Source organism: Paraniabella ginsengisoli, assembly GCF_022513635.1.
Lineage (GTDB): Bacteria > Bacteroidota > Bacteroidia > Chitinophagales > Chitinophagaceae > Niabella > Niabella ginsengisoli.
Window position 1 is genome coordinate 129838 of the sequence record NZ_JAKWBL010000004.1, and the last position, 24465, is coordinate 154302.

Here is a 24465-nt window from a genome sequence, read left to right on the forward strand (position 1 = left end):
AAAATATCTTCTTAGATTGCTGGAATATTGAAGACGCCCCCGATATGAATGGCGTGGCTTGATGTTAGATGAATCAAGGCATTTTTTTGGTGCAGAAAAAGTAAAATCAATTTTAGACTGGATGGCATATTATAAGCTCAATCGCTTTCACTGGCACCTTACTGATGCGCCTGCCTGGCGCATTGAAATCAAACAATATCCCAAGTTGGCTTTAATTGGCGGAATTGGAAGTCATAGCAATCCTGATGAACCGGCACAGTTTTACACCCAAGAACAAATTGCAGAAATCGTAAGTTATGCTGCTAACAGAAATATTGTTGTTATACCCGAAATTGATATGCCCGGGCATGCTACTGCAGCCAATCGAGCATATCCTCAATTTAGTGGCGGCGGAAGCGAAAAACATCCGGAGTTTACGTTTCATCCTGCCAAAGAAGAAACCTATCAATACCTAACTAATATACTTCGTGAAGTGCAGGCTATGTTTCCTTCTAAGATGTTACATTTAGGTGGCGATGAAGTAAGCTTTGGCAATGCTAAATGGATGGCCGATGCAGCTGTAAAAAAATTAATGGCTACTAAAGGTTTAAAAACGGTGACGGATGTAGAACGTTACTTTATGCAGCGCATGGCCGATTCGGTTTTTAAGATGAACGCAAAATTGCTGGCATGGGATGAAGTTGCAAATATGGATTTTCCTAAAAACAAAACCATTGTTTTCTGGTGGCGGCATGACAAACCGGAACAATTGACAACTGTTTTAAACAAAGGCTACTCAACAGTACTTTGTCCGCGCCTGCCTTTGTATTTTGATTTTGTTCAGGACAGTACCCATACCGTAGGACGCAAGTGGGGCGGAGGTTTCAGCCCATTGCAAGATGTTTATAATTTTAACGCAGAAAACTTACCTGGCGTTACATCGAAAAATCAAGATCAGATATTGGGTATTCAGGCTAATCTTTGGACAGAAACGATGCGACGCAGCGACCAGCTTGATTTTATGCTTTTTCCACGTATGGCCGCACTATCTGAAGCGTCATGGAAATCTTCTGAAAAAAATAATTATCAGGAGTTTACAGGTATTTTAAAAAAACATTTTATTTTATACGATAAGGAAGGCATTAATTTTTATAACTCTTTTAAAAAGTAACGACGTTTTTATATTGAAGTTGTTTAAACTTTTTGAGCCTAAGGGATTTCTCCCCGCAGATACTCACTGATTTTTTACGCAGATTGGCGCAGAAAAAACATCTGCGAGTATCTGCGATGTTTTAAATTTGCTAAAAATCAGCGGGGAATACTTTTCGAGAAACAAATTGAAAGTTTAAACAACTTCATTTTAAAAAACATTTCTCTGAAAATAGATATGATTGAGTTCGATCAAAAGCATCAACGCACAAGCGATAATAAGATGCTCAATCCTTAGTTTTTTTATTGCAGGCACGTTTTTTGAAAGATTAAAGCATTGTATTATAAAATATATATAGTGAAACAGATATTAATAATAACGCTTATTGCCGCGTTTGCGTTCACAGCATGTAAATCAAAATCAACAGACACAGGAGATAAGCCAACATCGCCAGCTGAGTATTATGAAAAAGTTATCGCGCTGGAAGAGACCATGTCTGAGCCATTGCTTATAACAGAGGCGGCGATAAAAGCCAGAAGTGATAAAAATGATTTCGCGGGAATTGCAAGTGCATCAAAAGCAATGGAAGACACTATCGATTTGCGCATTAATGCCTTAAAAAAATGGATCCAGTTGGAAAAGGAGGTGAAGATTTTAAACTTGTAGCTACGCGATATTTTGAATATATAAAAAGTATTTATACTACTTATAAAAAAATAGGTGAGGCTAAAAATGAGCAGGAAAGAACGAAGGCTGCGGATGAGATGATGAATACAATCGGTGGTCAGGAAGCTGTTATGGCCAATTTACAAGCGGCGCAAACAAAGTTTGCTGCTGATAATCATTTCACGATCAGTTCTCAATAAAGTATTTACAATATTAAAACTACGAGTTGTATCCGGGTTAGTTTGTTTTAAACGATCAGACTGATTTTGGTGCAACTTTCTTTTGTCTAAAATTTTCCGTTTTTCGTAAATACTCTCACTAGCAACTGGTCTAATTTTGCCGTCAAATTATAATCTCAATATTTGGCGATGATCAGAAACGGAAAAACTCCACCTAAAAAGAAAGGGCAGCGAAGCTTGTTCTATCGCATATCAGCATGGCTGCATTTATGGTTGGGGTTAGTTACAGGTATTATAATGGTTGTCGTGTGCTTGTGTGCATGCATATGGGTATTTAACGAGGAGATCACAGGAATTCTGGAGCCAGAGACGAAAGTTGCTAAACGCAATCAACCTGTAATTCTTCCATCCCAACTTTTACATATTGCCGATTCCCTATACCCAAATAAAAAAGCAGGCTATGCCATTTATAAACAAGGTAGCGCAGTAACACTTTCATTAGGCCAGGGCCGGAGTGGGAATACATTACTTCGAGTAAATCCTTATACGGGAGAGGTAATAAACGCAAAAGACCATAAAGAAGGAGAAACAGATTTTTTCAGATTCATTTTGAACGGGCACCGTTTTCTTTGGTTGCCTTACGAAATAGGCCGTCCCATTGTAAATTATAGTACACTTATTTTCGTTATCATACTTATTAGCGGCATCGTTTTATGGTGGCCTAAAAAATGGACCAAAGCTGCTAAGAAACAAGCGCTTACCATTAAAACTAAAGCGTCTTTTAAAAGGGTGAATTATGATCTTCATAATGTACTTGGCTTTTATTCCTTAATTGTACTCGCTATTATGGCGCTTACCGGAATGGTGTACGGTATAAAATGGTACAGCAATGGCCTGTATTGGGTTACTTCCGGAGGCGAAACACTGCCGGAGTTGAAAAGAGGTGGAACTTCTGATTCTACCCAACTTGGTAAGTTTTATACACCCGCTGCAATTATGGACAAATGTTGGAAGGAAGTGGCATCGGCTCATCCTGAAGCAGAAGGATTCTACTACAGTTTCGCCGACACTTCGAAACCAGCAACCGGCCTTAACATAACCATTTATCCCACTGCAGGCAAGTATTATAATTCGCGAAGTTTTGCTTTTGATCAGCATACCGGGGAAAGATTAAAAAACAGTCATCCTGTTTATGACAAAAGTTTTGAAGAAAATTCCGGTGCTGGCAAATTACGCCGCATGAATTATGATATACATGTAGGATCTATTCTGGGCTTACCAGGAAAAATACTAGCTTTCTTTGGAGCACTCATCGGAGCGAGTTTGCCTGTAACGGGATTTTTATTATGGTGGGGTAAACGCAAAAAGAAACCGGCTAAATCTAAAATTGCGAAGCCGCATGTAAAGCAGATAAAAACTCTGGTACCCGAACCAGTAGCACAATGAAAGGTTGATAGTTGCAGATTAAAGGTTTCGTGCCTTTGTGCTAAACCACTCATCACTCATATTTATCATTCATTATCGATTTTAGAATAATTTCCCGATCTCGCTGATCTATTTCCGCATTTCGTAAATGATTTGTTAAAGGCAAGATTATTTTCGCGCCAAATTTTTAAAATCATGATGAGATATTTAGCTCTATTTGTTTTCACAATATTTTACAGCGCAGCGTTTGCTACAAACGAACCACTGTCTGTAATTAAAGGAACTGTTTACAGCTCAGACAATCAACCAGTAGCAAATGCTACGGTTCACGTTAAAAACACTAACCGTACCACTATAACAGATAAAAATGGTGTTTTCTATTTTCGTAAACTTGATGCAGGGACCTACACGATAGAAGTATCTTTTGTTGGAAGCGAATCTGTTGAGCAGGAAGTGGAAGTAGGAAATAATGAAACGGCTGATATTTCTATTACTATCAATTCCAGTTTAAAAGACCTGGAAGAAGTTATTATTAAGGGTTCAAGAAATAAGTATAAAAATGATGAAGTAAGTAGTACGTTGAGACTACAAACACCAATTCTGGAATTACCTCAAAACATCCAGGTCATATCATCTCAGATAATGGCTGATCAGCAGGTTTTTGATATTGTTGATGGAATTACCCGCAACATCAGTGGCGCAACACGTCAGGGACATTGGGACAACCAATATGCTAATATCCGCATGCGCGGGTCAAAGATTCCTGCCTTCAGAAATGGTATGAACATTGAAGCTTCATGGGGTCCCACAGCTGAAGACGCATCAATGATCGAAAGGATCGAGTTTGTAAAAGGGCCGGCTGGCTTTATGCTGGCTAATGGTGAACCCGGCGGCTTTTATAATGTGGTGACTAAAAAACCCACAGGTTATACAAAAGGGTCAGCAACATTAAGTATGGGTAGCTTTAGTACTTACCGCGGTGCGCTTGACTTTGATGGTAAGCTAAGCAAAGATGGAAGATTATTATACAGGCTTAACATGGCAGGCCAGCAAAAAGATTTTCATACCAAATACAATTATAGCAATCGCTATGTTGTAGCACCCGTGCTAAGTTATTTAATTGATGATGCCACAACACTTACACTGGAATATACATATCAGGGGTCTAAATATTTGTCTAATGGTAACTATTCTTTTTCGCCCAAACAATTTGCAGATCCTGGTATTGGAAATGATTTCTTTTATGGAGATCCAACTTTTGAACCAAGTAAATTGAGAGATCATAGTGTTTATATCTATTTAGATCATAAACTAAATGAAAGATGGACTGCTCACGCACAAGCAGCTTACTTTAACTTCAATATGGAAGCTAATAGTACATGGTTAAGCTACATGCGGGCTAACGGAGATATGCCAAGATATTGGAGCATTTCCGGTGAAGCTGGTGAAAACAGATTTGGCCAGTTTTCATTTACCGGAGAAGAAAGAACAGGTAATATTCGCCACCGTATTTTAGCTGGTGCTGATTTCGGTAATAAAAAATTCTGGGGTGACTTCAGAACTTTACTCGATTCTATTCCGGCACAACCACTTAATGTGTACAACCCGATATATGGCTTGCCTGGAAGTATATTCCCTGTATTAGATCGCTCTCAGGATGTAAGAGTACTTGCAGGCGGAAGTAACTATGTAACTTCCGTTTCCTATGCTTCTGCTTATGCGCAGGATGAACTGGCATTCTTTGACGATCAGTTGCGTTTATCGCTTGGCTTACGATTTACATCTGCTGAAACAGTAGGAAAAACAAAAGCAGCACAAATTAATAGTAATGTTTTCTCTCCACGGGTAGGATTAAGCTATTCCATTACAGATAATATGAGTGCATATGCTTTATATGATCAATCATTTGTTCCGGTAGCTGGAACCAATTGGCAGGGAGAAGCTTTTAAACCTATCCGCGGCAATGATATAGAAGCAGGTATTAAAAAAGACTGGTTTAACGGGCACTGGAGTTCAACGTTAAGTGCATATATCATTACACGTAAAAATGCGTTGGTTGCCGATCCGGATCCCGACCACATTGTAGGTGGACAAACATTTCAGGCACAATTAGGTGAAACAAAAACCAAAGGTATTGAAGTGGACATTACCGGTGAAGTTGTTCGAGGGTTGAATCTGAATGCTAACTATGCATTAACTGATTCAAAAATTTCAGAAGATTCTAAAGAAGAAAACATTGGCAATGTAACACCTAACACAGCTAAGCATACTGCTAACGGATGGTTGAACTATCGTTTTCAAACAGGAGCATTGGAAGGTTTTGGGTTGATGGGAGGCGTATCGGCACAGATAGATCGCTACATTGGAAATACTAAAGAATCAAATTTCCCCAATTACTTTAGAGCAGATGGTGGGATAAGTTATCAGAAAGGACGTTATTCAATTTCAATGCTTGTAAATAATCTGTTGAACCATCAACGTTTACTTACCGCAGGTTCTGTAAGCAATCCTTCTGCAGCATTAGCGGCAAAAGGAGCTGTAACTTATTATTCCTACATTGTAGAAGCTAGAAGAAATATGAGAATTGGTATTACTTACAGATTTTAAAAAACACTACCAGTCATAACTAAAAAAAGGAGCGGTTATCGCTCCTTTTTTTAGTTATGATCTGCCTCGTCCTGAAATAAGTTGATTATAATAACACTTCTACATCGTGTACATTCCCATCATCAATTAAAGTGATAAATGGTTCCGCAACTTCATCACCATTCACAGTAAACTGTACGCTGCCATCTTTTTTGTATTACTTATTTTTAACTGATAAAGTGTATTGCCGAATTTGTAATTCACCTCAAATCCGGGCCAGCTATCTGGTACACATGGATCAATATGTAATTCGCTGCCTTTACGTTTCAATCCTAAAATATGTTCCAACGCAAGTTGGTACGTCCACCCTGCAGAACCCGTGTACCATGTCCAGCCGCCGCGGCCTTCATGCGGAGCCACACCATAAACATCTGCTGCCATTACATAAGGCTCTACTTTATACTTTTGTGTGTCAGCATTTGATGTAGCATGATTTACAGGGTTTACCATGGAGAAAAGTTCCCATACGCGCTCCTTATCTTTAATCATAGCAAAAGCCATCATCGTCCAGATTGCGGCATGCGTATATTGTCCACCATTTTCTCTTACTCCCGGAACATAGCCTTTAATATAACCGGGATATAGATCAGACTTATCAAATGCTGGCGTTAACAGTTTAATGATCCCGTTCTCACGATCTATCAGATGCTCGTTTAATGAAGCCATTGCTTTCTCAATACGTTCCGGCTGTCCCGCGCCCGAAATAACCGACCAGCTTTGCGAAATGGAATCTATACGGCACTCTTCATTTTGAGCTGATCCTAACGGAGTTCCATCATCGAAATAAGCACGTCGATACCACTCACCGTCCCATGCATTTTTATTGATATTCTCTTTTAATTTTTCAGCTTCGCTGATACATTTGATATGAAATTCTTTATCCTCTTGTTGATCTGCTATTGACGCGAACTTCATCAATACATCATATAAAAAGAAGCCCAGCCATACACTTTCCCCTTTTCCATGTTCGCCCACTTTATCCATACCATCGTTCCAGTCGCCTGATCCTATTAATGGCAACCCATGTTCGCCAAACTTCAACCCAAAATCAATAGCGCGTTTACAGTGGTTATACACGGACTCCCAATCATTCAGGAACACCGGTAAATCATAATAACTTTCTTCATCAGGGTGCAATGGCCTTCCCTGAATGTATGAAACATACTCGTCCAAAACTTCTGTATCACCCGTTGCTTCAATATAGCGAGCCGCAACATAAGGCAGCCATAAATAATCATCAGAACATGTAGTGCGTACGCCACGTCCGGTTGGCGGGTGCCACCAGTGCTGAACATCACCTTCTTTAAACTGACGGGAAGCCGCAAGCAGGATCTGCGCCCTGGTTACATCAGGCCTCGTATGCATTAATGCTAATACATCCTGTAGCTGATCCCGGAAACCGAATGCACCACCAGATTGATAGAAGCCACTTCTACCCCATACCCTGCAAGCTAATGCCTGATATACCAACCATCCGTTCGTCAGAACATTGAAGGAATTATCAGGTGTGTTAATATATACACTGCCTAAAATATGATTCCATTGGTCGTGCACTTTTGATTGCGCATCATGTACGGTTTGTGCACTTTTATATTTCATGGCCAGCGTTCTTGCATCCTGTTCAGATTTGGCGCTACCCAATCTGAATATAACTTCCTGCTCTTCATCCGGCATTAGATCAACTCCTATTTGTATTGCTGTGCATGGATCAAGCGCCGCACCATATCTGTTCGATAATTTTTCTCTGCTCAATCCTTCAGGCGAAGCCAATGAACCATTTCGTCCCAAAAATTCAGTACGATCGCAAGTGTACGATTTGGTAGCACCATCTGCATCAAAGAAAGATACTCTTTCTGCAAATGTGCTATTATAATAGTTTCTGGCAAATATTACACCTGTCTCCAGGTTTTTCTCTGTCACCACATGCATTCTTGTGCTGGTCATTGTATCACCCAATACCCATTCCGTATACCCGGTCACAGAAAGTTTTCTTTGCTTTGCTGTCAAATTCTTAATTCTGACTACTGTGAATTTGATTGCATCTTCTGCATCTACAAACACCCACATTTCGGATTTTATACCAAACGCGATATGCTCATAAACAGTGTAGCCAAACCCATTTCTGGTTATATAAGGTTTACCACTATTTCTCGGTAATGGTGACGGAGACCAGTATCGTCCGCTAATATCATCTCTTATATAAAAAGCTTCTCCGGTTTTGTCAGACACAGGATCGTTTTTCCAGGGTGAAAGCCTGTAAGAATGGGCATTTTCAGCCCAACTATAACCTGATCCGCTTTCTGAGATCATTGTGCCAAATTCAGCATTGGCAATAATATTAACCCATGGTGCGGGTGAAGTTTTATCGGGTGTAGTTAAGATAAAATACTCTTTACCATCCGATGTAAAACCACCTGTTTCATTATTAAAGATCAGGTTGTCTGGCAGTTCCATTTGCGTATCGGAATCAAATGTATTGCGCCCGGTTACTTTTAGCTGAGGTGGCAAAGCTTTAGCTGTTTTTTTACGATCCATTTGCTCCTGTATCGTACCGGCGTTATCGAAAAATATTAATCGTGCTACCGTTTGAAACAACACCCTGTCTTCTGTTGTAAGCTGATCGCCCTGGCGTACAAAAATACCGCCAGGCTGATCTACAATAGCACCACTTATGGCTGTTACAAAACCCATTATCTGATCATGCAGCAATTGCCTGTAAGTACCGAAATCATCATTCCAAATTATAAGATCCACTGCCAGGCCTTTCATTCGCCAATAAGAATGTGCTTTTATAACCTGACGAACTAAAGTTGTATTCTCACTGTCCTGCACTCTTACCAAAACAATTGGCAAGTCGCCTGAAATAGAATAACCCCATAAACCCGATTGTCCTTTTCTATTGCTGGCAATAATATTAGCATCCGCTCTATGTGTGGCGTTAGCATATAATATATGCCCCGCCATTGAATTAAATAACTGAGCTTCCGATTCGCTGGCATTTATCTGCCTGAGTAATACCTGGCTGTGAGTCCACGACAATTCGAACGCGCGGTTTTTAAGGTGCGTATCCCGATACTTATCTATCAGGTGTGTACATTTCTCTTCGGTATCTGTAATGCCTGTAATAATTTCGAAAGTGGCGGTTTGTCGCGGCTTCAATGCTATTTTATACTTTATTGCGGCAACAGGATCAAGCACTGAACCACTTGTACCTGACAATTGTCCGTCGGTTGTAGCTGCTAAAGGCGCTGCTAAAGATCTTGTTCTTCCAATAAATCTCATCCGGTCACTTTCATAAGATATTTCTTCCTTTTCTGTACCTGAAAGGTCCATCATAAAGAACATCCATGGTGGTTGTTCATTTTTTGACCGCGCTCGTCTGGTACAAAGTATGGCCTTATCTTCTTCACTGATCTTAGTTTGAACAAACAGATTGCTAAAGGCCGGATGCGCTTCATCTGCAGCTTGCGGCGTTATTACCACTTCTGTGTAACCTGTTACTTCCAGTGTTTTTGTAGTATTGCTTTTATTAGTAATCTTTATTCTTCTTATTGAAATATCATCTTCTGGAGAAACAACAATATCTGTCTTAGTTTCAAACTCATTATTTACGCGCCTGAATTCTACATGACCTTGCGAAAAAATAGTTTCATCTATAGTAAATTTCTTTTTAGTAGGCTGATAAGTATTGGACCATAGTTCTCCATTTGCAAGATCTTTGATATAACAGAATGTACCCCAATTATCTTCCGTCACATCTTCGCGCCAGCGGGTCAAAGCCAAATTCTTCCAGCGATGATAACTGCCGCCTGCATTACTTATGGCCATGTGATAGCGGCCGTTTGAAAGTAGCTGCACTTCAGGTATTGGCGTATTTGGCGTTCTGATGATTCTGATATGCGATTCGTGGGTTGTAACAACTTTGCTTGTTGCGCTATCATCTTGTGTATAATAGTTGGTAGCTTTGGGAGCACGCTCTTTCAATAGCAACAAAGCAGATTGTAATTGTGGATCGCGCTCAAATCGTTGTTGCATTTTTTCGCCCAATAATAAACGTGCAAAAGACAAAAAGCCCATTCCCTGATGGTGTGCCATGAACGATCTAATAATAACATTTGATTTTCCTCGCGGCATTCGTGATGGCGTATAATCAATCGCTTCATAAAAACCATAACGACCTTCAAAACCGGCTTTAGATAATTCAATGAGATTTTTTAAAGCTGCTTCCGGCTCTACCATTAACGCAAGCATAGTTGCGTATGGTGCAATAACCAAATCCTGTCCAAGCCCTCTTTTCAAGCCCAATCCTGGTACACCAAAAGCCTGGTATTGATAATTAAGATGTGCGTCTACCAAATTGTAGCCAGACTCTGAAACGCCCCATGGAACAGCTTTTCGCTTTCCATAGTCAATTTGATTTTGAATAACACCCCTTGCGGTTTTCTCAAGTAATGTATTTTCGTACGAAGGCATTACCAGGTCGGGCATCAGGTACTCGAACATAGAGCCGCTCCACGACAGCAATACCGGGGCAGTACCGTCATTAGTGATCAAACGGCCCAATGCAAACCAACTATCTTGCGACACCTTACCTTGTGCGATAGCAGTGTAAATACCCAACCGCGCTTCTGAAGCAAGAATATCGTAATAGCTTTTGTCCTTTACATCTTCACTTACGTTATAACCAATATGGAAAAGATGCTTGGACGCATCATATAAAAACCCATATTCGACATTTGCGAAACCATTACATTCATTAGCCAGTTTTTCAATATCACTAAACTTCTTTAACACATGGCTTTCTGCTACCTTCAACGCTGCATGTAAATTTTCCAACCATGACTTTTTTTCTGGATCATCAACTTGTGTCAATAATTGTTCAGTTACTGGTAGTAATGAAGTTGCCAAAGTTTTGATCTCGTTAAGATTGGGAATAAACGCTAATGGCTTTAAATCGCTATAGTCTTCAACACCAGGCAGTAGGTCAATCCAGGGTGTTAAGATAGAAAATGAATTCAGTGCATCAATAATCTGATCCTCAAACTTTCCTAACCATAATGCCGTCTCTGTATTTGAATTCAATTCTTTGTCTGCTTTTAATAATTGCACTTCCTGCTGTAAAGCAATCATATGTTGCTTTTGCTCGTAAAGTTTCTCTATAGAATCTTGCGAAAGTTGTCGTAATTGCTTTTCAATTGCCTTAAACCGATCTTTATGTAGATTATCAATTGACTTGATTGTTAACCAGGTATGTTTTAACCCTTCGTAAAAACTGTTAGTCAATATTTTTTGATGCGGCAACTCCAATAAACCCTGTCTTAGCACGATCATATTCGCCACAAAATTTCCACTGTCTACGGCAGACACATATTTTGGATACAAGGGTTGAAGCGTTGTTGTGTCATACCAGTTATAAAAATGGCCTTTATAGCGCTCCATGTCATTCAATGAGTTGAAGGTATTTTGTGTACGCTCAACCAACTTACAAAGAGAAATATATCCAAAATCAAAAGCCGAAAGATTTACCAAGCAGGATAATCCAATGTTAGTTGGAGATGTGCGATGTGCTGTAACCTCAACAGGTTTTTCCTGATAATTATCCGGTGGCAAATAATTGTCTTCAGCACCTACAAAATCTTCAAAAAACCTCCAGGTTTTACGGCTTATAACATGTACAAATTCCGAGTCGGATTGTGATAGCGCAAAATCCTTTCTACTGCGACGCCTGCTTACCCGCCACGCAACAATTGGCGATAAAAGCCACAATATTAAAAAAGGCGTGGCGATAAATAATGATGACGGATTAAAGATAATGATGAGCGCAGTAACGATACCTATGAAAACAATAGCCTGCCACATGTATAAGTAGGCTTCTGCAATCGTTTTTTTCCACTCACTTTTTGAGCGGCATAGGGCGTCCATTGAAGTAATTTCTTTTTGAAAAAATCATTCTCCAGTTAGCCAGGAAAATAGCGTCTACATTTTTAATAGCTTCAAAGGGCAGCACAACAATATTATATAAAATTTGTGTGATACTTTTTTGAAAGAATCCAATACTTCCGAAAGATGCGATGTGGTATCAAGATCTTTAGGTTTACGAATCAGTTGTACAACGCCTGTAACTACAGGCATAAAAACCAAAAGATCAAAAATCCGGCGATCCAAACACCAGGGTCAGGAATTACCACCCATACTAACGCTAATAAAATAAATATAGCCGGTGCTAAAAGGCTGCGCCTGATATTATCCCAAATTTTCCATTTTGATAACGATGATATATAATTCCTTCTTAGCTTATTTTTTGCATCAGGCGCAAATGGCAACCCCCATGATGCGATTTGCCAATCGCCCCGAATCCAACGATGACGGCGGCTCACATCGGTCCAGTACGTTTGTGGATAGTCTTCAAATAATTGTACATCCGTAAGCAATCCTGAACGTACATAAGATCCTTCCAAAAGATCATGACTCAATATACGGTTTTCAGGAAACGCTTCACCTAACACTTTTTCAAAAACATCAATATCATAGATTCCTTTTCCTATGAAAGATCCCTCATCAAATAAATCCTGGTATACATCTGAAACCAATTGCGTGTATGGGTCAAGCCCGGAATCGTTACTATGCATGCGAGCATAGGCAGAACTTGTTTTTACCGGCAAATTAATAGCTGTTCGAGGCTGCAAAATTCCATAACCTTCAACCACCCGGTTCTTTTTAGCATTGATAACGGGCTGATTTAAAGGATGCGCCATTGTAGCAATCATCTTCCATGCAGACTCGCGAGGTAGTATAGTGTCAGCATCGAGTGTTATTACATATTTTACTTTGGACAACGCCGTAGTATCTCCCACGATCAACGAAAAATCATCATGCCCCGCATTTCTTAACAGACTATTCAGCTCTCCTAACTTTCCTCTTTTACGTTCGTAACTCATCCATACTTTCTCCTTCCTGTTCCATTTACGGGAACGGTGCATCAGGAAAAATTTGTCAGGATCATTTTCTTTTTTATACTTTATGTTCAGTTGTTCTATCTCTTCTTTTACCATTGAAAGCAGTTCGTCATCCTGCGGCATATGTTCATGAGGAGCATCAGCAAAATCTGTGAGCAAGCAATAAAACAAATTATTCTGTGGATTAGAAAGATACCGAACTTCCAGATCGCTTACCAATTCTTCAACGCCATCCTTACTGGTTAAAAGACATGGTACCGCAACAATTGCGCTATATATTGACGGTATCTTTTCCGAGAAGTCGTACTTGGGTAAAGGTTTTGGATCTACTAACAAAGTAGAGATCCAGTTAATAACAACGGTAGCAAAATGACCGAGTATGATAAAACAAAGCAAAGCAGTAGCGATGGCTAACCACAACGTATCACTTTGCACAAAGATTTTTAATCCCAATAATATGCTTGCTGCAAAAGCAAATAAAAATATGGAGCCTGCATATATTTTTAACCTGTTTTTTTTAAAGAAAATTTTTGAATAATCTCTGAAATTCAACGACGCTTCGGTTGCTTTAAGCAAATCATTCTTTCCTTTATCAACTAAAAAATATCCTATGTGATGCTGACGTTCAGGCCTTCCTTGCGCCTTTCGTTCCTTTGTGAGTTCAATAGCAAGCGCAGTTATTTCGTGTTCAGGTTTTTTAGATTTCTTTCCTACCCATTCTATGATGTGACGGTAACAGTCACGGGTGTCAAAGTCCACCAAAGGGTAAGTTCCGGTAATGTCTTCCTGCAATATTTTCTCAACCACACTAACGCTTTCCACAAAATCCTTCCACTCTGTAGTTTTTAACAGTCGGATGCTTTCAATACTATTGCGCATTGATACCTGATCTGCGGCCTGACTTTGATTATGAACATTGATCAATTCGGCTACGGAATGACCTGAATCGGAAAGTTGTTGTTCAATCCAGGATAAAGGTATGGTCAATCCTTGCCCTTTGCCCTGCATTCGCCTTGTAAATTCAGCAACAAATGCGCTGTTTAGCGGTATATTGCTTTTGGCCATTTCGGCTGTAGCAATAATAATATCCTTAGAATTTTTTTGAGCTGTTTTAATAAATTCATCTGCCCAGTAAATTGCATCGTTCTTATCCAATCTGTCAATGGCAATTCTGGAAGCAATGCGTCTGATATTTTCAATGATAGCGAAACGAAGCATAATGGGAATGGCCCACAATTCTCCCAGCTTAAGAATATTTTTAGTTTGATAGCCCTTAATAAACGCGGTTAAATTTGCTACGTCAACCCTGCCATCACTATGTGAAATGATCTCCAAAGCAATGTCGTAAACCCTGGGCAGGCCGGCCGACTTACCCTTCGCCAGTATCGGAAGCGTTTGGCTATATCCTTTCGGAAGGTGTTTTCGAGCAATATCAATTTGTTCTTTTATCAGGTAAAGGTTGTCTAGCAACCATTCACTTGCAGGAGCTATAGCAAGCTTTTCCTTTGTGGCATCCGCTAACATTTGCTGCACCCTAACAATCACTTCTTCATTATCATTAAGCCGTTTAATACCCTGTCCAGTTGTTTTGTCTTCAGTAACTCATGCTGAGCTGCCACATTTTCTCCATGTGATTTCATTTGAGAACTACTGAACAGATCCAGGCGAAATGGATTTTCATTTTTAAAAGGGTAACTCGATTCGGAAGTAAAATACTCTCTCATCTTGGTCACAAGGTCATCAACAGGCATTGCTATCTTCATCCGTATTGTTTAAATATTTTTAGTGTTTTATGAGAACTTTTTTGATGCAGAATTTAAGCATAAAAAAGATATACTACAATTTTAGTTTCATCTGTATATTTTTGTTTGCAGCTTCGCTGCGATGTTTTTGGTCTGATGAAACGCCGTTTTATATTTTTAATGTCCAAAAAACTCCTTCGATAAGCAAAATTTATTGTAGGCGTTTTACGGATTACATTATAACAATTTTCAAGCCGACCTTCAATAACTTATCTATCAATCAATAAAATAGCCGCTCCAAAAATGAAGCGGCTAAACTAACCCATAATAAAATATACCTGTTAAGCGCCTTTTAATTCGGCAATCTTTTCTCTGATCTTTATTTCTATTTCACCTGCAAGTTCGGGATTGTCTATCAACAGATTTCTTACCGAGTCTCTGCCTTGTCCCAACTTGTCACTATTATAGCTATACCAGGAACCGCTTTTTTGGATGATGTTTAAATCTACACCCATATCAATGATCTCACCGGTTTTGGAAATACCTTCACCAAAGATGATATCAAATTCTGCGGCACGAAACGGAGGAGCTACTTTATTTTTTACCACTTTTACTTTTACACGGTTTCCTATTGCTTCATCACCGTCTTTTATTTGAGCCTGGCGACGAATATCCAATCTTACAGACGCATAAAACTTCAGCGCATTACCACCGGTTGTTGTTTCAGGATTTCCAAACATTACGCCGATCTTTTCACGTAACTGATTGATAAATATACAAATGGTATTTGTTTTGGAAATGGTAGCGGTAAGCTTACGTAAAGCCTGGCTCATTAAACGGGCATGTAAACCCATTTTACTGTCGCCCATTTCTCCTTCCAGCTCGCTTTTAGGAACCAGCGCAGCAACTGAGTCAATTACTACAACATCCAACGCGCCTGACAGTATCAGCCTGTCTGCAATTTCCAGCGCCTGTTCTCCATAATCTGGCTGACTGATCAAAAGATTATCAACGTTTACACCTAATTTTCTTGCATAGGCGCTATCGAAAGCTTATGCTCTGCATCAATAATAGCACACATGCCACCTTTCTTTTGTGCCTGTGCAATTACATGCGTAGCAATGGTTGTTTTACCAGAAGATTCGGGACCATAAATTTCTATTACGCGGCCTCGTGGAAGGCCACCAATACCCAAGGCGGTATCAAGGCCGATAGAACCGGTTGATACAACCGGATGAGCCTCTACCGTCTTGTCACCCATCATCATTACACTGCCCTTCCCATAATCTTTATCTATTTTTTCCATGGTAAGCTTAAGCGCCTTAAACTTCTCGCTGCTTACATCTACTTCGGGTAATTTCTCTGTCTTTGCCATAAATCAAAAATACAATTTAGCTATATCCTATCTGAAATATTTATTAACAAGCAAAACTAATATATTTAGTATTATAAAACTAATTTTTTTGACATGGTAGGTTACTTGTGTTAAGTTAAGCATAATACGATTGTCAGGCTGAGCTTGCCGAAGCCTACTCAAACGACCCTTCGGCAAGCTCAGGGTGACAACCAACACGACTTGTAAACCTGTTACCCATATTTCTCCTACTTAAAATCTTCGTCTGTAACGCCTTCGTTTACTTTATAGTTGCTCATTGTCATTTCAAAACTCTGGCCCATTACACTTTGTGACATAGTACCTGGTACTTTTACACCCGCCACAGTTGTATAGTTACCAAAATCCATTGTCTGTTCCATTTCCTGGCCAGCAGCTTCCATTTTAGATTCCATTCTAACTAGTAAACCAGTATTTACGGAATAATATTCTGTACTCGTTTTGCCGCTTGGTTTTGTTACAGTTATCTTATAAGCATCTTCTCCGTTAACCTTTTCTACGGTTGGTGTTGATAGTTTATATCCGTCTGTATTGTAAAATTGCTGTTCAAAAATTCCTTTATTATCAGAATAGTTGGCAGCCATTTCTGCATCCATTTCTTTCTTTTGTCCCATTTGAGTCTGATAACCTGTTTTTCCATCATAGACCATCTTCATTACTGTCATTCCCTGCATACCCATTTCCATTAAAAATTTATTGGGTGCTGCTTTTTCATAGTTCCGGTGATCGATTGTCCGCTTACATTCATTGTTACATCGGCACTCATAGAATTAACTTTATCTAAAGCATCTTTACCTCCGATAGCAGTAATATATTTATCAATAACGGTCTGGCCTGTCATGTTTTTATCAACAGAAACTGTTGGTGTAGCTGATTCAGTAACGGGCGATGCATATATATCATACATCTTAACCGGATGGCCTAATTTCTCCAGCCCTTCTTTAACGGCAGATGCTTTTCCCACCACCACAATGCGCGTATCGTTGCTGTTAAAATATTTCTCTGATGCACGCTTAATGTCTTCCGTAGTTACTGCGTTCAATTTTTGTAAAAAAGTGCGATAATAATCTTTAGGCAGATTGTTAATTAAAATTGTAGTTGCATAGCTAGCTGTTGTTTGCGGGTCTTCCATGCGCAGCGCAAATAAACCGTTGTAAACAGCTTTTGCTGTTGCCAACTCTTCTGCTGAAATTTTTCCCGCACGCATATTATTTACTTCATTCATGATTTCAGCCACGGCACTATCTACTTTATCGTTACGTACAGAAGCGCCAGCGCTAAATATTGTTTGATAACGCCCGGAACCTACATTGCTATAACTGCCGTAAGTGAAGCCATGCTTTTCACGAAGGTTCATAAAAAGTTTGCTTTCTGCGCCACCGCCTAATATATGATTGGCTAAAACCAAAGCATGATAATCAGGATTGCTATATGGGTTGCTGATGAGGTTGGCTACTTTGATTTCGCTTTGTACCGCAGAAGGCACATCGATCAAATCAATTTCTGTTTTAGATGGATTTGAAACCGGAATATCTTTAGCGATAGGAATTTTTTCACCTTTCCATGTACCAAATGCTTTGGTAGCATACTCCTTAGCCTGTTGAGGTGTAATATCGCCTACGAAAGTAAGAATGGCATTTGCCGGACTTAAGTATTTTTGATAAGCATCTTTAACATCGGCAATTGTAAGCCCTTCCGTAGATTCAATGGTTTGAAACTCACCACTGGCAGTATTTTTACCAAAAGAAACGGCATTTACTACGCGTGAAGAAATAGCTTTTGCGCTTTTTTCAGTTGATTTAAGATTGGTTATTGCCTGCGATTTCAGCTTATCGAAATTTTCTTCTTTAAAGGCAGGGTTTCTTAAAGCATCGGCCATTAACATCAGGCTGGGTTCAAAATACCTGTTCAACGCTGATACATAACCGCCGCCAGAGTTTAACGACACTAACGCGCCCATCATATCTACTTTTTCGTCAAACTGCTCTTTGGTTAAATTTTTAGTGCCTTCGTTCAGCATATCGCCCATTATACCTATCACACCCGCTTTATCTCCTTCCACTATTTGTCCTCGGTTGGTGATAAGGCTGGCCGTGATCTTTGGTAATTTATGATTTTCTACAACAAGCACAGTCATACCGTTTGGCAGTACAAATTTTGCAGGATCAGCAATTTTAATGACTGGAGCCGGGCCTTCTTTAGGTTTTTTGCTTCTATCTATTGTTTGCGCAAATGCCGCAAGGGAAAGGAAAAGTGCGGTAGATGCGATAAATATTTTTTTCATCCGTTAATTTTTTATTGTTTTTGCTTACGCATGAATTTTGTTGAGAATGTTTTGCCGGGATATATTCTACAGTACAAGAGTGCGACGCAATACCGATGCCATCTGCACTTCAGCCCGGTCAACCATTATTATTTACTGGCCTCTGGTTTAGGTAAATAATAAACTACGACACGCTGGTTCTTATTCAAATATTTTTTGCCACGTCCTGAATATCCTGGCGGGTAATTGATTTTATAAGTTCCAGCTCGGTGTTTAAATAATTAGTATTACCATGAAAAGTGTAGCCGCTTGCCAGGCTTTCCGCAATGCCCTGCATGGTGTTATTGCCGCTTACAAAATCATTTTCAGCCTGGTTTTGCAACTTAGTAAATTCTGTTTCTGAAATAAGTGAGGATTGTAATTTGGCGACTTCTTCATCCATATCCATTAAAAGACTATCCAAATTCTGATTACCATTTGGCAATGCAAAAGTCAGATAAGCGCCGTAATCTTCAAGCGTGTAATTAAACGCAGCAACCTGCAACGCATTCTTTTTCTGATCAACCATTTTTTTATACATGCGGCTGCTGGCGCCACCACTTAAAATCTGAGAAGCCATATCAAGCGCAACCGCTTCGCGCGATTTCATGCCGGGGGTACGGTAGGCGGCAATAATTGCAGGAATTTGAATATTCGCATCATAAGCGGTATCAATTATTTCTTTGGTAATAGGTTCTTCTTTTGCATCAACCCTTTGGATAGCCGGTCCTTTTGGAATGGGGCCGAAGTAAGCCTCCACCAGCTTTTTGGTTTTAGCCGGATCAATATCTCCCGCAACTACCAACACTGCATTATTGGGTGCATAATATTTTTATTAAATGCTAAAAAATCCGGAAGTTTTGTATTGTCCAAATCTTCCATGCTACCAATTATCGGCCATGTGTAAGGATGCTTGGTAAACAGTTTAGAAAAAACGGAAGATATCAGGTTTCCGTAAGGCTGATTATCCATGCGCAACCTTTTTTCTTCTTTTACCACTTCGTTTTGCGTTTTTACACCGTCTTCATTGATTACCGGATGCATTAATCTTTCGCTTTCCAACCAAAGGCCTGTTTCTAGTTGATTGCTTGGAAATACTTCATAATAATAAGTGCGATCCTGGCTGGTGTTGGCGTTGTTTTGTCCACCGTTTTGGGAAACGATTTTCATAAACTCACCTTTTTTATATTTTTTGAACCTTCAAATAGCAGGTGCTCAAAAAAGTGAGCCATACCAGTATGGCCAGATACTTCATCTTTACTTCCTACATGATACATAACAGAAGTTACTACAACCGGTGCTGAATGATCTTCATGAAGCACCACGTGCAAACCGTTGTCCAGGTTGAATTCTGTAAACTTTACCTTTTGTGCTGTAGCAGGTAGCACCCCCATCAGCAGCAAAAAACCAATGTTGATTTTTTTCATTCCTAACTTTTTATTGTTTTTATTAGTGGCATTTTCTCATAGCTATCGAACGTTAAAAGCTTTTCTTCTATAAAACGTTTTCCATTTCGTGTATACAGTCTATTTGTATTTGATGTTACTTCATTCCGGATAATATCATCGAATAGGTTGCGCGTTAGTTGATACGAAGCTAATAAAAAAACGAGCGCTTAATTTACCGCTCATGTAATATTTTAATCCCTTAAAGGACTCTATTTGAATAAAAATAAGGAAAAAAGTAATTGATTTAACGGAAATTCGATGAACCAGATCAGGCTACCAAATTAGCAACCAGCACGGCCAGAACACCAACACCCAATCCCATGTAATACTCGCGCGGCGTATGTTCTGAAAGAATTAATCGCGAGGAACCAACAATGCCTGTAATGAAAATGGCCAACGCCAGATAAATAGTAATATTGGAAGAAGATGGATCGAAAGTAAGCAAACATAAGAAAGCCGTAGCTGTGCCCAAAGCTATTGCGTGCATACTTATTTTTAAATAGATATTAGCCAAAAGCCCCATGGAAGAAGCAAGGAACACGCCTAAGGAAAAAACAACGAGATGATGCGGCACACCCGGAAGCCCGCGCCATACATACCAGATCCAGAAATACCAGATATTACAAACTATGAAAGGGACAATACGATCTTTGCGTTCCTTTAATTTGATCGAGCTGATCAGATTCAGGCCCTTTAATAGCAGTACACTTATTAATGGAAAAAATGTGTAATTAATAAAGGCGCGACCCAATGTGAGTATTTTTTCCTGAGCCGATGCGCCAACAAACAAAAACGGTTCTACAAATAAAATAAAAGCAATTACATACAACGGTACAAATACAGGGTGAAAAAGATAGGACAAAAAATTTGCCAGCGCTTTAAGAACCGGGTTTACCCGATTTTCCGGATTCTCCTCAGCCTGTTGCAATCCTTCCGATGTTATAAAAAGTTTTGTAGACATATTATCGCGGCAAAGTAATGGAATTATTTTCAAGAGACCGCCAATGCTTAGTGATCGCTATTGTCAAATGCCCCATCACTACTATTAGCTATTGTCATCAGAATTTGCTTACAATACCTTTAGGTTGAAATTCCCAGTTTCTTTAAACCTACTAAAAGCCCAAACATGGCAAAAAAAACAGCAACGAAAGCGCCTGCCAAAAAGCTCCGGCTAAACGCAAAGCAGCAGCAAAAAAACCACCACTGCAACAAAAGCAACGCTTAAAAACGCAAAAAATCCTTTGGCTCATATCAAGCATTACGACTTCAAAGTATCGCAGCCTTTTAAATTCAAGTCTACAAAGAAAAAATTTGAACAACCCGAACCTGCACGCAACCTACCGCCGGATATCGCGGTAACTTCAATGGAGCCACAAGAGGGTGGAGTTTTATTTTATCATCCAACGCCCGGCTTTACGAGTCAGGACGCGAAGCTTGCGCAATTTTCAGTTGCAATGCTTATTTATAACAAGGGATCAAAATCTGTCGATCTTGATAAAGTGATCATTGAATATAAAAGTGGTTCTTCCACCTTAAAAAAAGAAATCTATTTACCCTCTGACAAGCTGATCATTGATCCAGGATATGCATGGTGGTGGCAAAATAGCCGCGATTACCACCAAACCGGTGATGTTGTATTTCTTACAGCGCCTTTTCCCACTTCAGCAACGCTCAAATTATACTTTAAAGGTTATACAAGTCCGCTTTCCTTTACTAAAAATTTGAAAGCCTATAATCGCTCGCTCGCTTTACCTTTCAAATCTGCTGACTTTGGGAAAGATGAGCATGTCAGCGGTTATTCCATGCACGGTGGAGGCGATCAGGTTTTTGCCTACGATCTTGGAGTGCAGGCTTACGTGAATAATGGATGGACGGGTGTGCATCCAGGAAAGGCAGGAGACAAAAATGAACATCACCGGATCTGGGGAAAACCGGTATATGCTATGGCAGACGGGACTGTACTCCATTTTGAAAGTAATATTCCTAACAACACAAAGCTTGATGGATCAAAAGAAAACATGCAAAAACAAAAAGATGATTACTGGGGCTCTTTTGATTATGGAGGTTCGGGTAATCATTTTTACATACGGCATGGAGATGTAGTTGCTTTGTACGCACATCTTCAAAAAGGATCGCTCACTTCAAAATTCAAGAAAAACGGAGCGGTTGTTAAGAAAGGAGACTTACTTGGCAAAGCTGGCAATTCAGGTAATTCTACCGGGCCGCATTTGCATTTACATATTAAAACTTATAAAAACGATACAGAGCCAGAAGGTGGCGCTTTTAGGCCGTTGTTATTTAATAACGGTTTTGTAATTGGCAAAGCTAATTATCCAAAACCACTAAGTAACATAAACTGGTCGCCGCTGCAAACACAGGGTATACCGGGCCTGAAAGACAAAGCCTGTTTTGTTCATCCTTCTGAAACGCATCCATATTGTGCCTATCCCACAAACTGGGGCGAAGTATGCCGCTTTGGTGTAAGTGATAGCACTTATCAATTAGAATTTGACAAAGCCTGGACTTGTGGATACTATCCTATATGGATCGATGCTTATGAAGTTTCAGGTAAGCTTTACTACAATGTTATATTCCGTCCATCCAAAGGAATACAATGGGTTGCCCGCCACGGATTGAATGGCACAAAATATCAGCAAGAGTTTGACACCTGGGGAAAAGCGGGTTACAGGCTTATCAATGTAAACTCATACATTGCTTCAGGTAAAATTTTGTATGCGGCGGTTTGGATCAAAGACAGCAGTGTTTCTACTTTTGCTTATCATGGCTGGTCTTTAGCAGATCACGAAAGTAAATTTCAGGGTTATGCAAGGAGTGGATGGGTACCAGCAAATGTTTCTTGCGTGGATCTTAACGGAAAAGTTTATGTGACCGCACTGTGGGAAAAAAGAATACCGGGGGATTTTATTTACGGCCTGTTATGACATTGTCTGAATTTGTAGCTGCGTTTGATCAATACACCAATAAGGAAAAATTCAAACTCGTTTATCTTGATGCATATATCAGAGGGGGCAAGCCTGTGTTGAGCGGCATCTGGTATAAAACAGCGCCAAACTTTAATTCATGGTATGAAAAATACAACAAAACCGCAGCGCAGTTCCAGGCAGAATATAATGCTATGCTGAAAAATGGTTTCCTAACCCGCTGCATTGCCGGCTACAGCCAGGGCGGCTCGGCGCGGTTCGAAGGGATTTGGTCTAAATAAAAAATGATCTTTCTATAAACCCGGCTCATTAACCTGTAGCCGGGTTTATTATTTTTATATTTTCACCCTACTTTGATTTTTCGGTTAGCAACATAATCCTTAAAACTAATGCTGATAATCATTTATTTTTATAACCTCTGGTTATGAAGATAAAATCGACCCTCTGTTTTATACTGATATTTGTCAGCTTCTGCTCTTTTGGTCAGGATGAAGATATACAACCATATATAAAGGCCTGGAAAAAATCTGGTAAAGATCAAAGCTATGCTTCTCAAGTATTTTTTGATTCACTACGTATCAATAAAGACGATGTATCTAAAAAAATAAATACTGGTCAGATATCAAAAAACTGCATAGCTATTTGTTAAAACATCCGGACAGAAGGCTGGAAGTACGTTTATTGATGTTTGAAATAATGGCGGCGAGGGAGCATGGCAAGGCTAAACAATATTATAAGACGATTGATGAAGCTATAAAAAAGCACACCCGTTGCAAGATCCGCAACTCACGGCGGAATTATATAGCATAAGGGCCGATATTCCGCCGTCGGCAGAAACACATTTATTGTATAATTTAAAAGCGCTCGAAATACAACGAAGAATAGGGTTTGAATATTTTCCTTATATACAAAACCGCTTTTTTGGCATAAGCTCATCGCTTTATAGTCAGGCAAATTATAAACAGTCTATTTCTTATGGACGGGAATTTTTTGACGTGTGGCATTTAGATAGTGTGCATCGCGATCCCAGAGTTTATATTTTTCAATGTGATCTTTTAGGAGCAGCATATTTAAAGCTTCATAATTATGACAGCTCTCGTTGGTACTATTCAAAAATAATCGAAGAGTTAAAAAAGAAAAAGATCCTCATGTGGCAACACTATGGAACGGTATAGCTATTGGCAATATTGGCAAAACTTACACCAATGAAAGCAATTTCAGCAAAGCACAACCTTTGTTAAGCCAGTATCTGCAGCAAAGTATTTCCGTTGGAGATTCTTTGAACATTGCGATGTCTCAAAATGCTTTTGCTTCTTTTTACATACAGCAAAAAGAATATGCACCGGCTTATGCGGCAGCGGGATACGCTTTAAGCATAGCTAAAAGGCAAAGCATTTATGCTGAAATAATACATGCAACTAATATACTCGCTCAATATCATCAGAAATATAATCACGCCGATAGCGCAGTTTATTATCATAAGTTATCGAACGAATATCAGAATTTGCTAAAGGATAGTGCAAGAAAAAGTGAGCTGTCTGTCATTAAAGCCCAGATTGCATTTGACAACTTACAATATTTTTTGACCAGGCATTAACTACAGCCCAACGTGAAAAGAATCTACGAAATGCTATTTT

At 39.5% G+C, this 24465-nt stretch carries 17 protein-coding genes and 2 pseudogenes; 9 read left to right on the plus strand and 10 right to left on the minus strand.

What is annotated here, in order from left to right; translation table 11 throughout:
- Nucleotides 1-55: 55 nt before the first annotated feature.
- The 5 genes and pseudogenes from MKP09_RS17665 to MKP09_RS17685 form a co-directional block, all read left to right on the plus strand.
- Nucleotides 56-1150: pseudogene (locus tag MKP09_RS17665) on the plus strand (beta-N-acetylhexosaminidase); the annotation flags it as partial.
- 336 nt (nt 1151-1486) lie between these two features.
- On the plus strand, nt 1487-1795 hold the full coding sequence (locus tag MKP09_RS17670) for a hypothetical protein (RefSeq protein WP_240831645.1): 309 nt from the start codon (nt 1487-1489) through the stop codon (nt 1793-1795).
- Entirely contained in the window at nt 1753-1995 is a 243-nt protein-coding gene (locus tag MKP09_RS17675) for a hypothetical protein (RefSeq protein WP_240831646.1), read from the plus strand. Before MKP09_RS17670 ends, MKP09_RS17675 begins: the two co-directional genes overlap by 43 nt.
- A gap of 168 nt (nt 1996-2163) precedes the next feature.
- A complete protein-coding gene (locus MKP09_RS17680; protein WP_240831647.1) occupies nt 2164-3420 on the plus strand; it encodes a PepSY-associated TM helix domain-containing protein in 1257 nt (418 codons plus the stop codon).
- A gap of 174 nt (nt 3421-3594) precedes the next feature.
- Complete coding sequence (locus MKP09_RS17685; RefSeq protein WP_240831648.1) at nt 3595-6006, plus strand: TonB-dependent receptor; 2412 nt, start codon at nt 3595-3597, stop codon at nt 6004-6006.
- Between the two features lie 162 nt (nt 6007-6168).
- On the opposite strand, the gene MKP09_RS17690 is transcribed toward MKP09_RS17685, so the two are convergent.
- The 10 genes and pseudogenes from MKP09_RS17690 to MKP09_RS17735 all read right to left on the minus strand — a co-directional run bounded on the left by MKP09_RS17690 (nt 6169) and on the right by MKP09_RS17735 (nt 20847).
- Complete coding sequence (locus tag MKP09_RS17690) at nt 6169-11967, minus strand: glycoside hydrolase family 94 protein (RefSeq protein ID WP_240831649.1); 5799 nt, start codon at nt 11965-11967, stop codon at nt 6169-6171.
- A 200-nt stretch (nt 11968-12167) separates the two neighbouring features.
- The gene (locus tag MKP09_RS17695) at nt 12168-14534 is read right to left on the minus strand and encodes a hypothetical protein (RefSeq protein ID WP_240831650.1); all 2367 of its coding nucleotides are present in this window, start codon (nt 14532-14534) and stop codon (nt 12168-12170) included.
- 8 nt (nt 14535-14542) lie between these two features.
- Complete coding sequence (locus MKP09_RS17700) at nt 14543-14764, minus strand: hypothetical protein (RefSeq protein WP_240831651.1); 222 nt, start codon at nt 14762-14764, stop codon at nt 14543-14545.
- Between the two features lie 320 nt (nt 14765-15084).
- Complete coding sequence (gene recA / locus MKP09_RS28685; RefSeq protein ID WP_317235399.1) at nt 15085-15744, minus strand: recombinase RecA; 660 nt, start codon at nt 15742-15744, stop codon at nt 15085-15087.
- Between the two features lie 20 nt (nt 15745-15764).
- Complete coding sequence (locus MKP09_RS28690) at nt 15765-16118, minus strand: ATPase domain-containing protein (RefSeq protein WP_317235400.1); 354 nt, start codon at nt 16116-16118, stop codon at nt 15765-15767.
- A gap of 227 nt (nt 16119-16345) precedes the next feature.
- Nucleotides 16346-16822 (minus strand): hypothetical protein, encoded by a 477-nt coding sequence (locus tag MKP09_RS17710; protein ID WP_240831652.1) that lies wholly within the window; start codon nt 16820-16822, stop codon nt 16346-16348.
- The gene (locus MKP09_RS17715) at nt 16822-18420 is read right to left on the minus strand and encodes a M16 family metallopeptidase (RefSeq protein WP_240831653.1); all 1599 of its coding nucleotides are present in this window, start codon (nt 18418-18420) and stop codon (nt 16822-16824) included. Before MKP09_RS17715 ends, MKP09_RS17710 begins: the two co-directional genes overlap by 1 nt.
- Nucleotides 18421-18604: 184 nt before the next feature.
- Entirely contained in the window at nt 18605-19246 is a 642-nt protein-coding gene (locus MKP09_RS17720; protein ID WP_240831654.1) for a M16 family metallopeptidase, read from the minus strand.
- A pseudogene (locus MKP09_RS28350) lies at nt 19237-19865 on the minus strand (M16 family metallopeptidase). The gene MKP09_RS17720 and the pseudogene MKP09_RS28350 overlap by 10 nt, the downstream one beginning before the upstream one ends.
- A 289-nt stretch (nt 19866-20154) precedes the next feature.
- Nucleotides 20155-20847 (minus strand): hypothetical protein, encoded by a 693-nt coding sequence (locus MKP09_RS17735; protein ID WP_240831657.1) that lies wholly within the window; start codon nt 20845-20847, stop codon nt 20155-20157.
- A 280-nt stretch (nt 20848-21127) separates the two neighbouring features.
- Between MKP09_RS17735 and MKP09_RS17740 the strand changes: the two genes are divergently transcribed.
- The 4 genes from MKP09_RS17740 (at nt 21128) to MKP09_RS17755 (ending at nt 24425) form a co-directional block, all read left to right on the plus strand.
- Nucleotides 21128-22828 (plus strand): peptidoglycan DD-metalloendopeptidase family protein, encoded by a 1701-nt coding sequence (locus MKP09_RS17740; protein WP_240831658.1) that lies wholly within the window; start codon nt 21128-21130, stop codon nt 22826-22828.
- Entirely contained in the window at nt 22825-23109 is a 285-nt protein-coding gene (locus MKP09_RS17745) for a hypothetical protein (protein WP_240831659.1), read from the plus strand. The genes MKP09_RS17740 and MKP09_RS17745 overlap by 4 nt, the downstream gene beginning before the upstream one ends.
- Before the next feature lie 489 nt (nt 23110-23598).
- Entirely contained in the window at nt 23599-24003 is a 405-nt protein-coding gene (locus MKP09_RS17750) for a hypothetical protein (RefSeq protein WP_240831660.1), read from the plus strand.
- Nucleotides 23979-24425, plus strand: a complete 447-nt coding sequence (locus tag MKP09_RS17755) for a hypothetical protein (RefSeq protein ID WP_240831661.1) — start codon at nt 23979-23981, stop codon at nt 24423-24425. The genes MKP09_RS17750 and MKP09_RS17755 overlap by 25 nt, the downstream gene beginning before the upstream one ends.
- The last annotated feature ends 40 nt before the right edge of the window (nt 24426-24465 follow it).

Coding starts and splice junctions, on each gene's coding strand:
- MKP09_RS17735 (WP_240831657.1), bottom strand. CDS start 20,847: ATGTCTACAAAACTTTTTATAACATCGGAAGGATTGCAACAGGCTGAG.
- MKP09_RS17710 (WP_240831652.1), bottom strand. CDS start 16,822: ATGGAAATGGGTATGCAGGGAATGACAGTAATGAAGATGGTCTATGAT.
- MKP09_RS17675 (WP_240831646.1), top strand. CDS start 1,753: ATGGATCCAGTTGGAAAAGGAGGTGAAGATTTTAAACTTGTAGCTACG.
- MKP09_RS28690 (WP_317235400.1), bottom strand. CDS start 16,118: ATGGCAAAGACAGAGAAATTACCCGAAGTAGATGTAAGCAGCGAGAAG.
- MKP09_RS17745 (WP_240831659.1), top strand. CDS start 22,825: ATGACATTGTCTGAATTTGTAGCTGCGTTTGATCAATACACCAATAAG.
- MKP09_RS17700 (WP_240831651.1), bottom strand. CDS start 14,764: ATGAAGATAGCAATGCCTGTTGATGACCTTGTGACCAAGATGAGAGAG.
- MKP09_RS17680 (WP_240831647.1), top strand. CDS start 2,164: ATGATCAGAAACGGAAAAACTCCACCTAAAAAGAAAGGGCAGCGAAGC.
- MKP09_RS17715 (WP_240831653.1), bottom strand. CDS start 18,420: ATGAAAAAAATATTTATCGCATCTACCGCACTTTTCCTTTCCCTTGCG.
- MKP09_RS17690 (WP_240831649.1), bottom strand. CDS start 11,967: ATGGACGCCCTATGCCGCTCAAAAAGTGAGTGGAAAAAAACGATTGCA.
- MKP09_RS17685 (WP_240831648.1), top strand. CDS start 3,595: ATGATGAGATATTTAGCTCTATTTGTTTTCACAATATTTTACAGCGCA.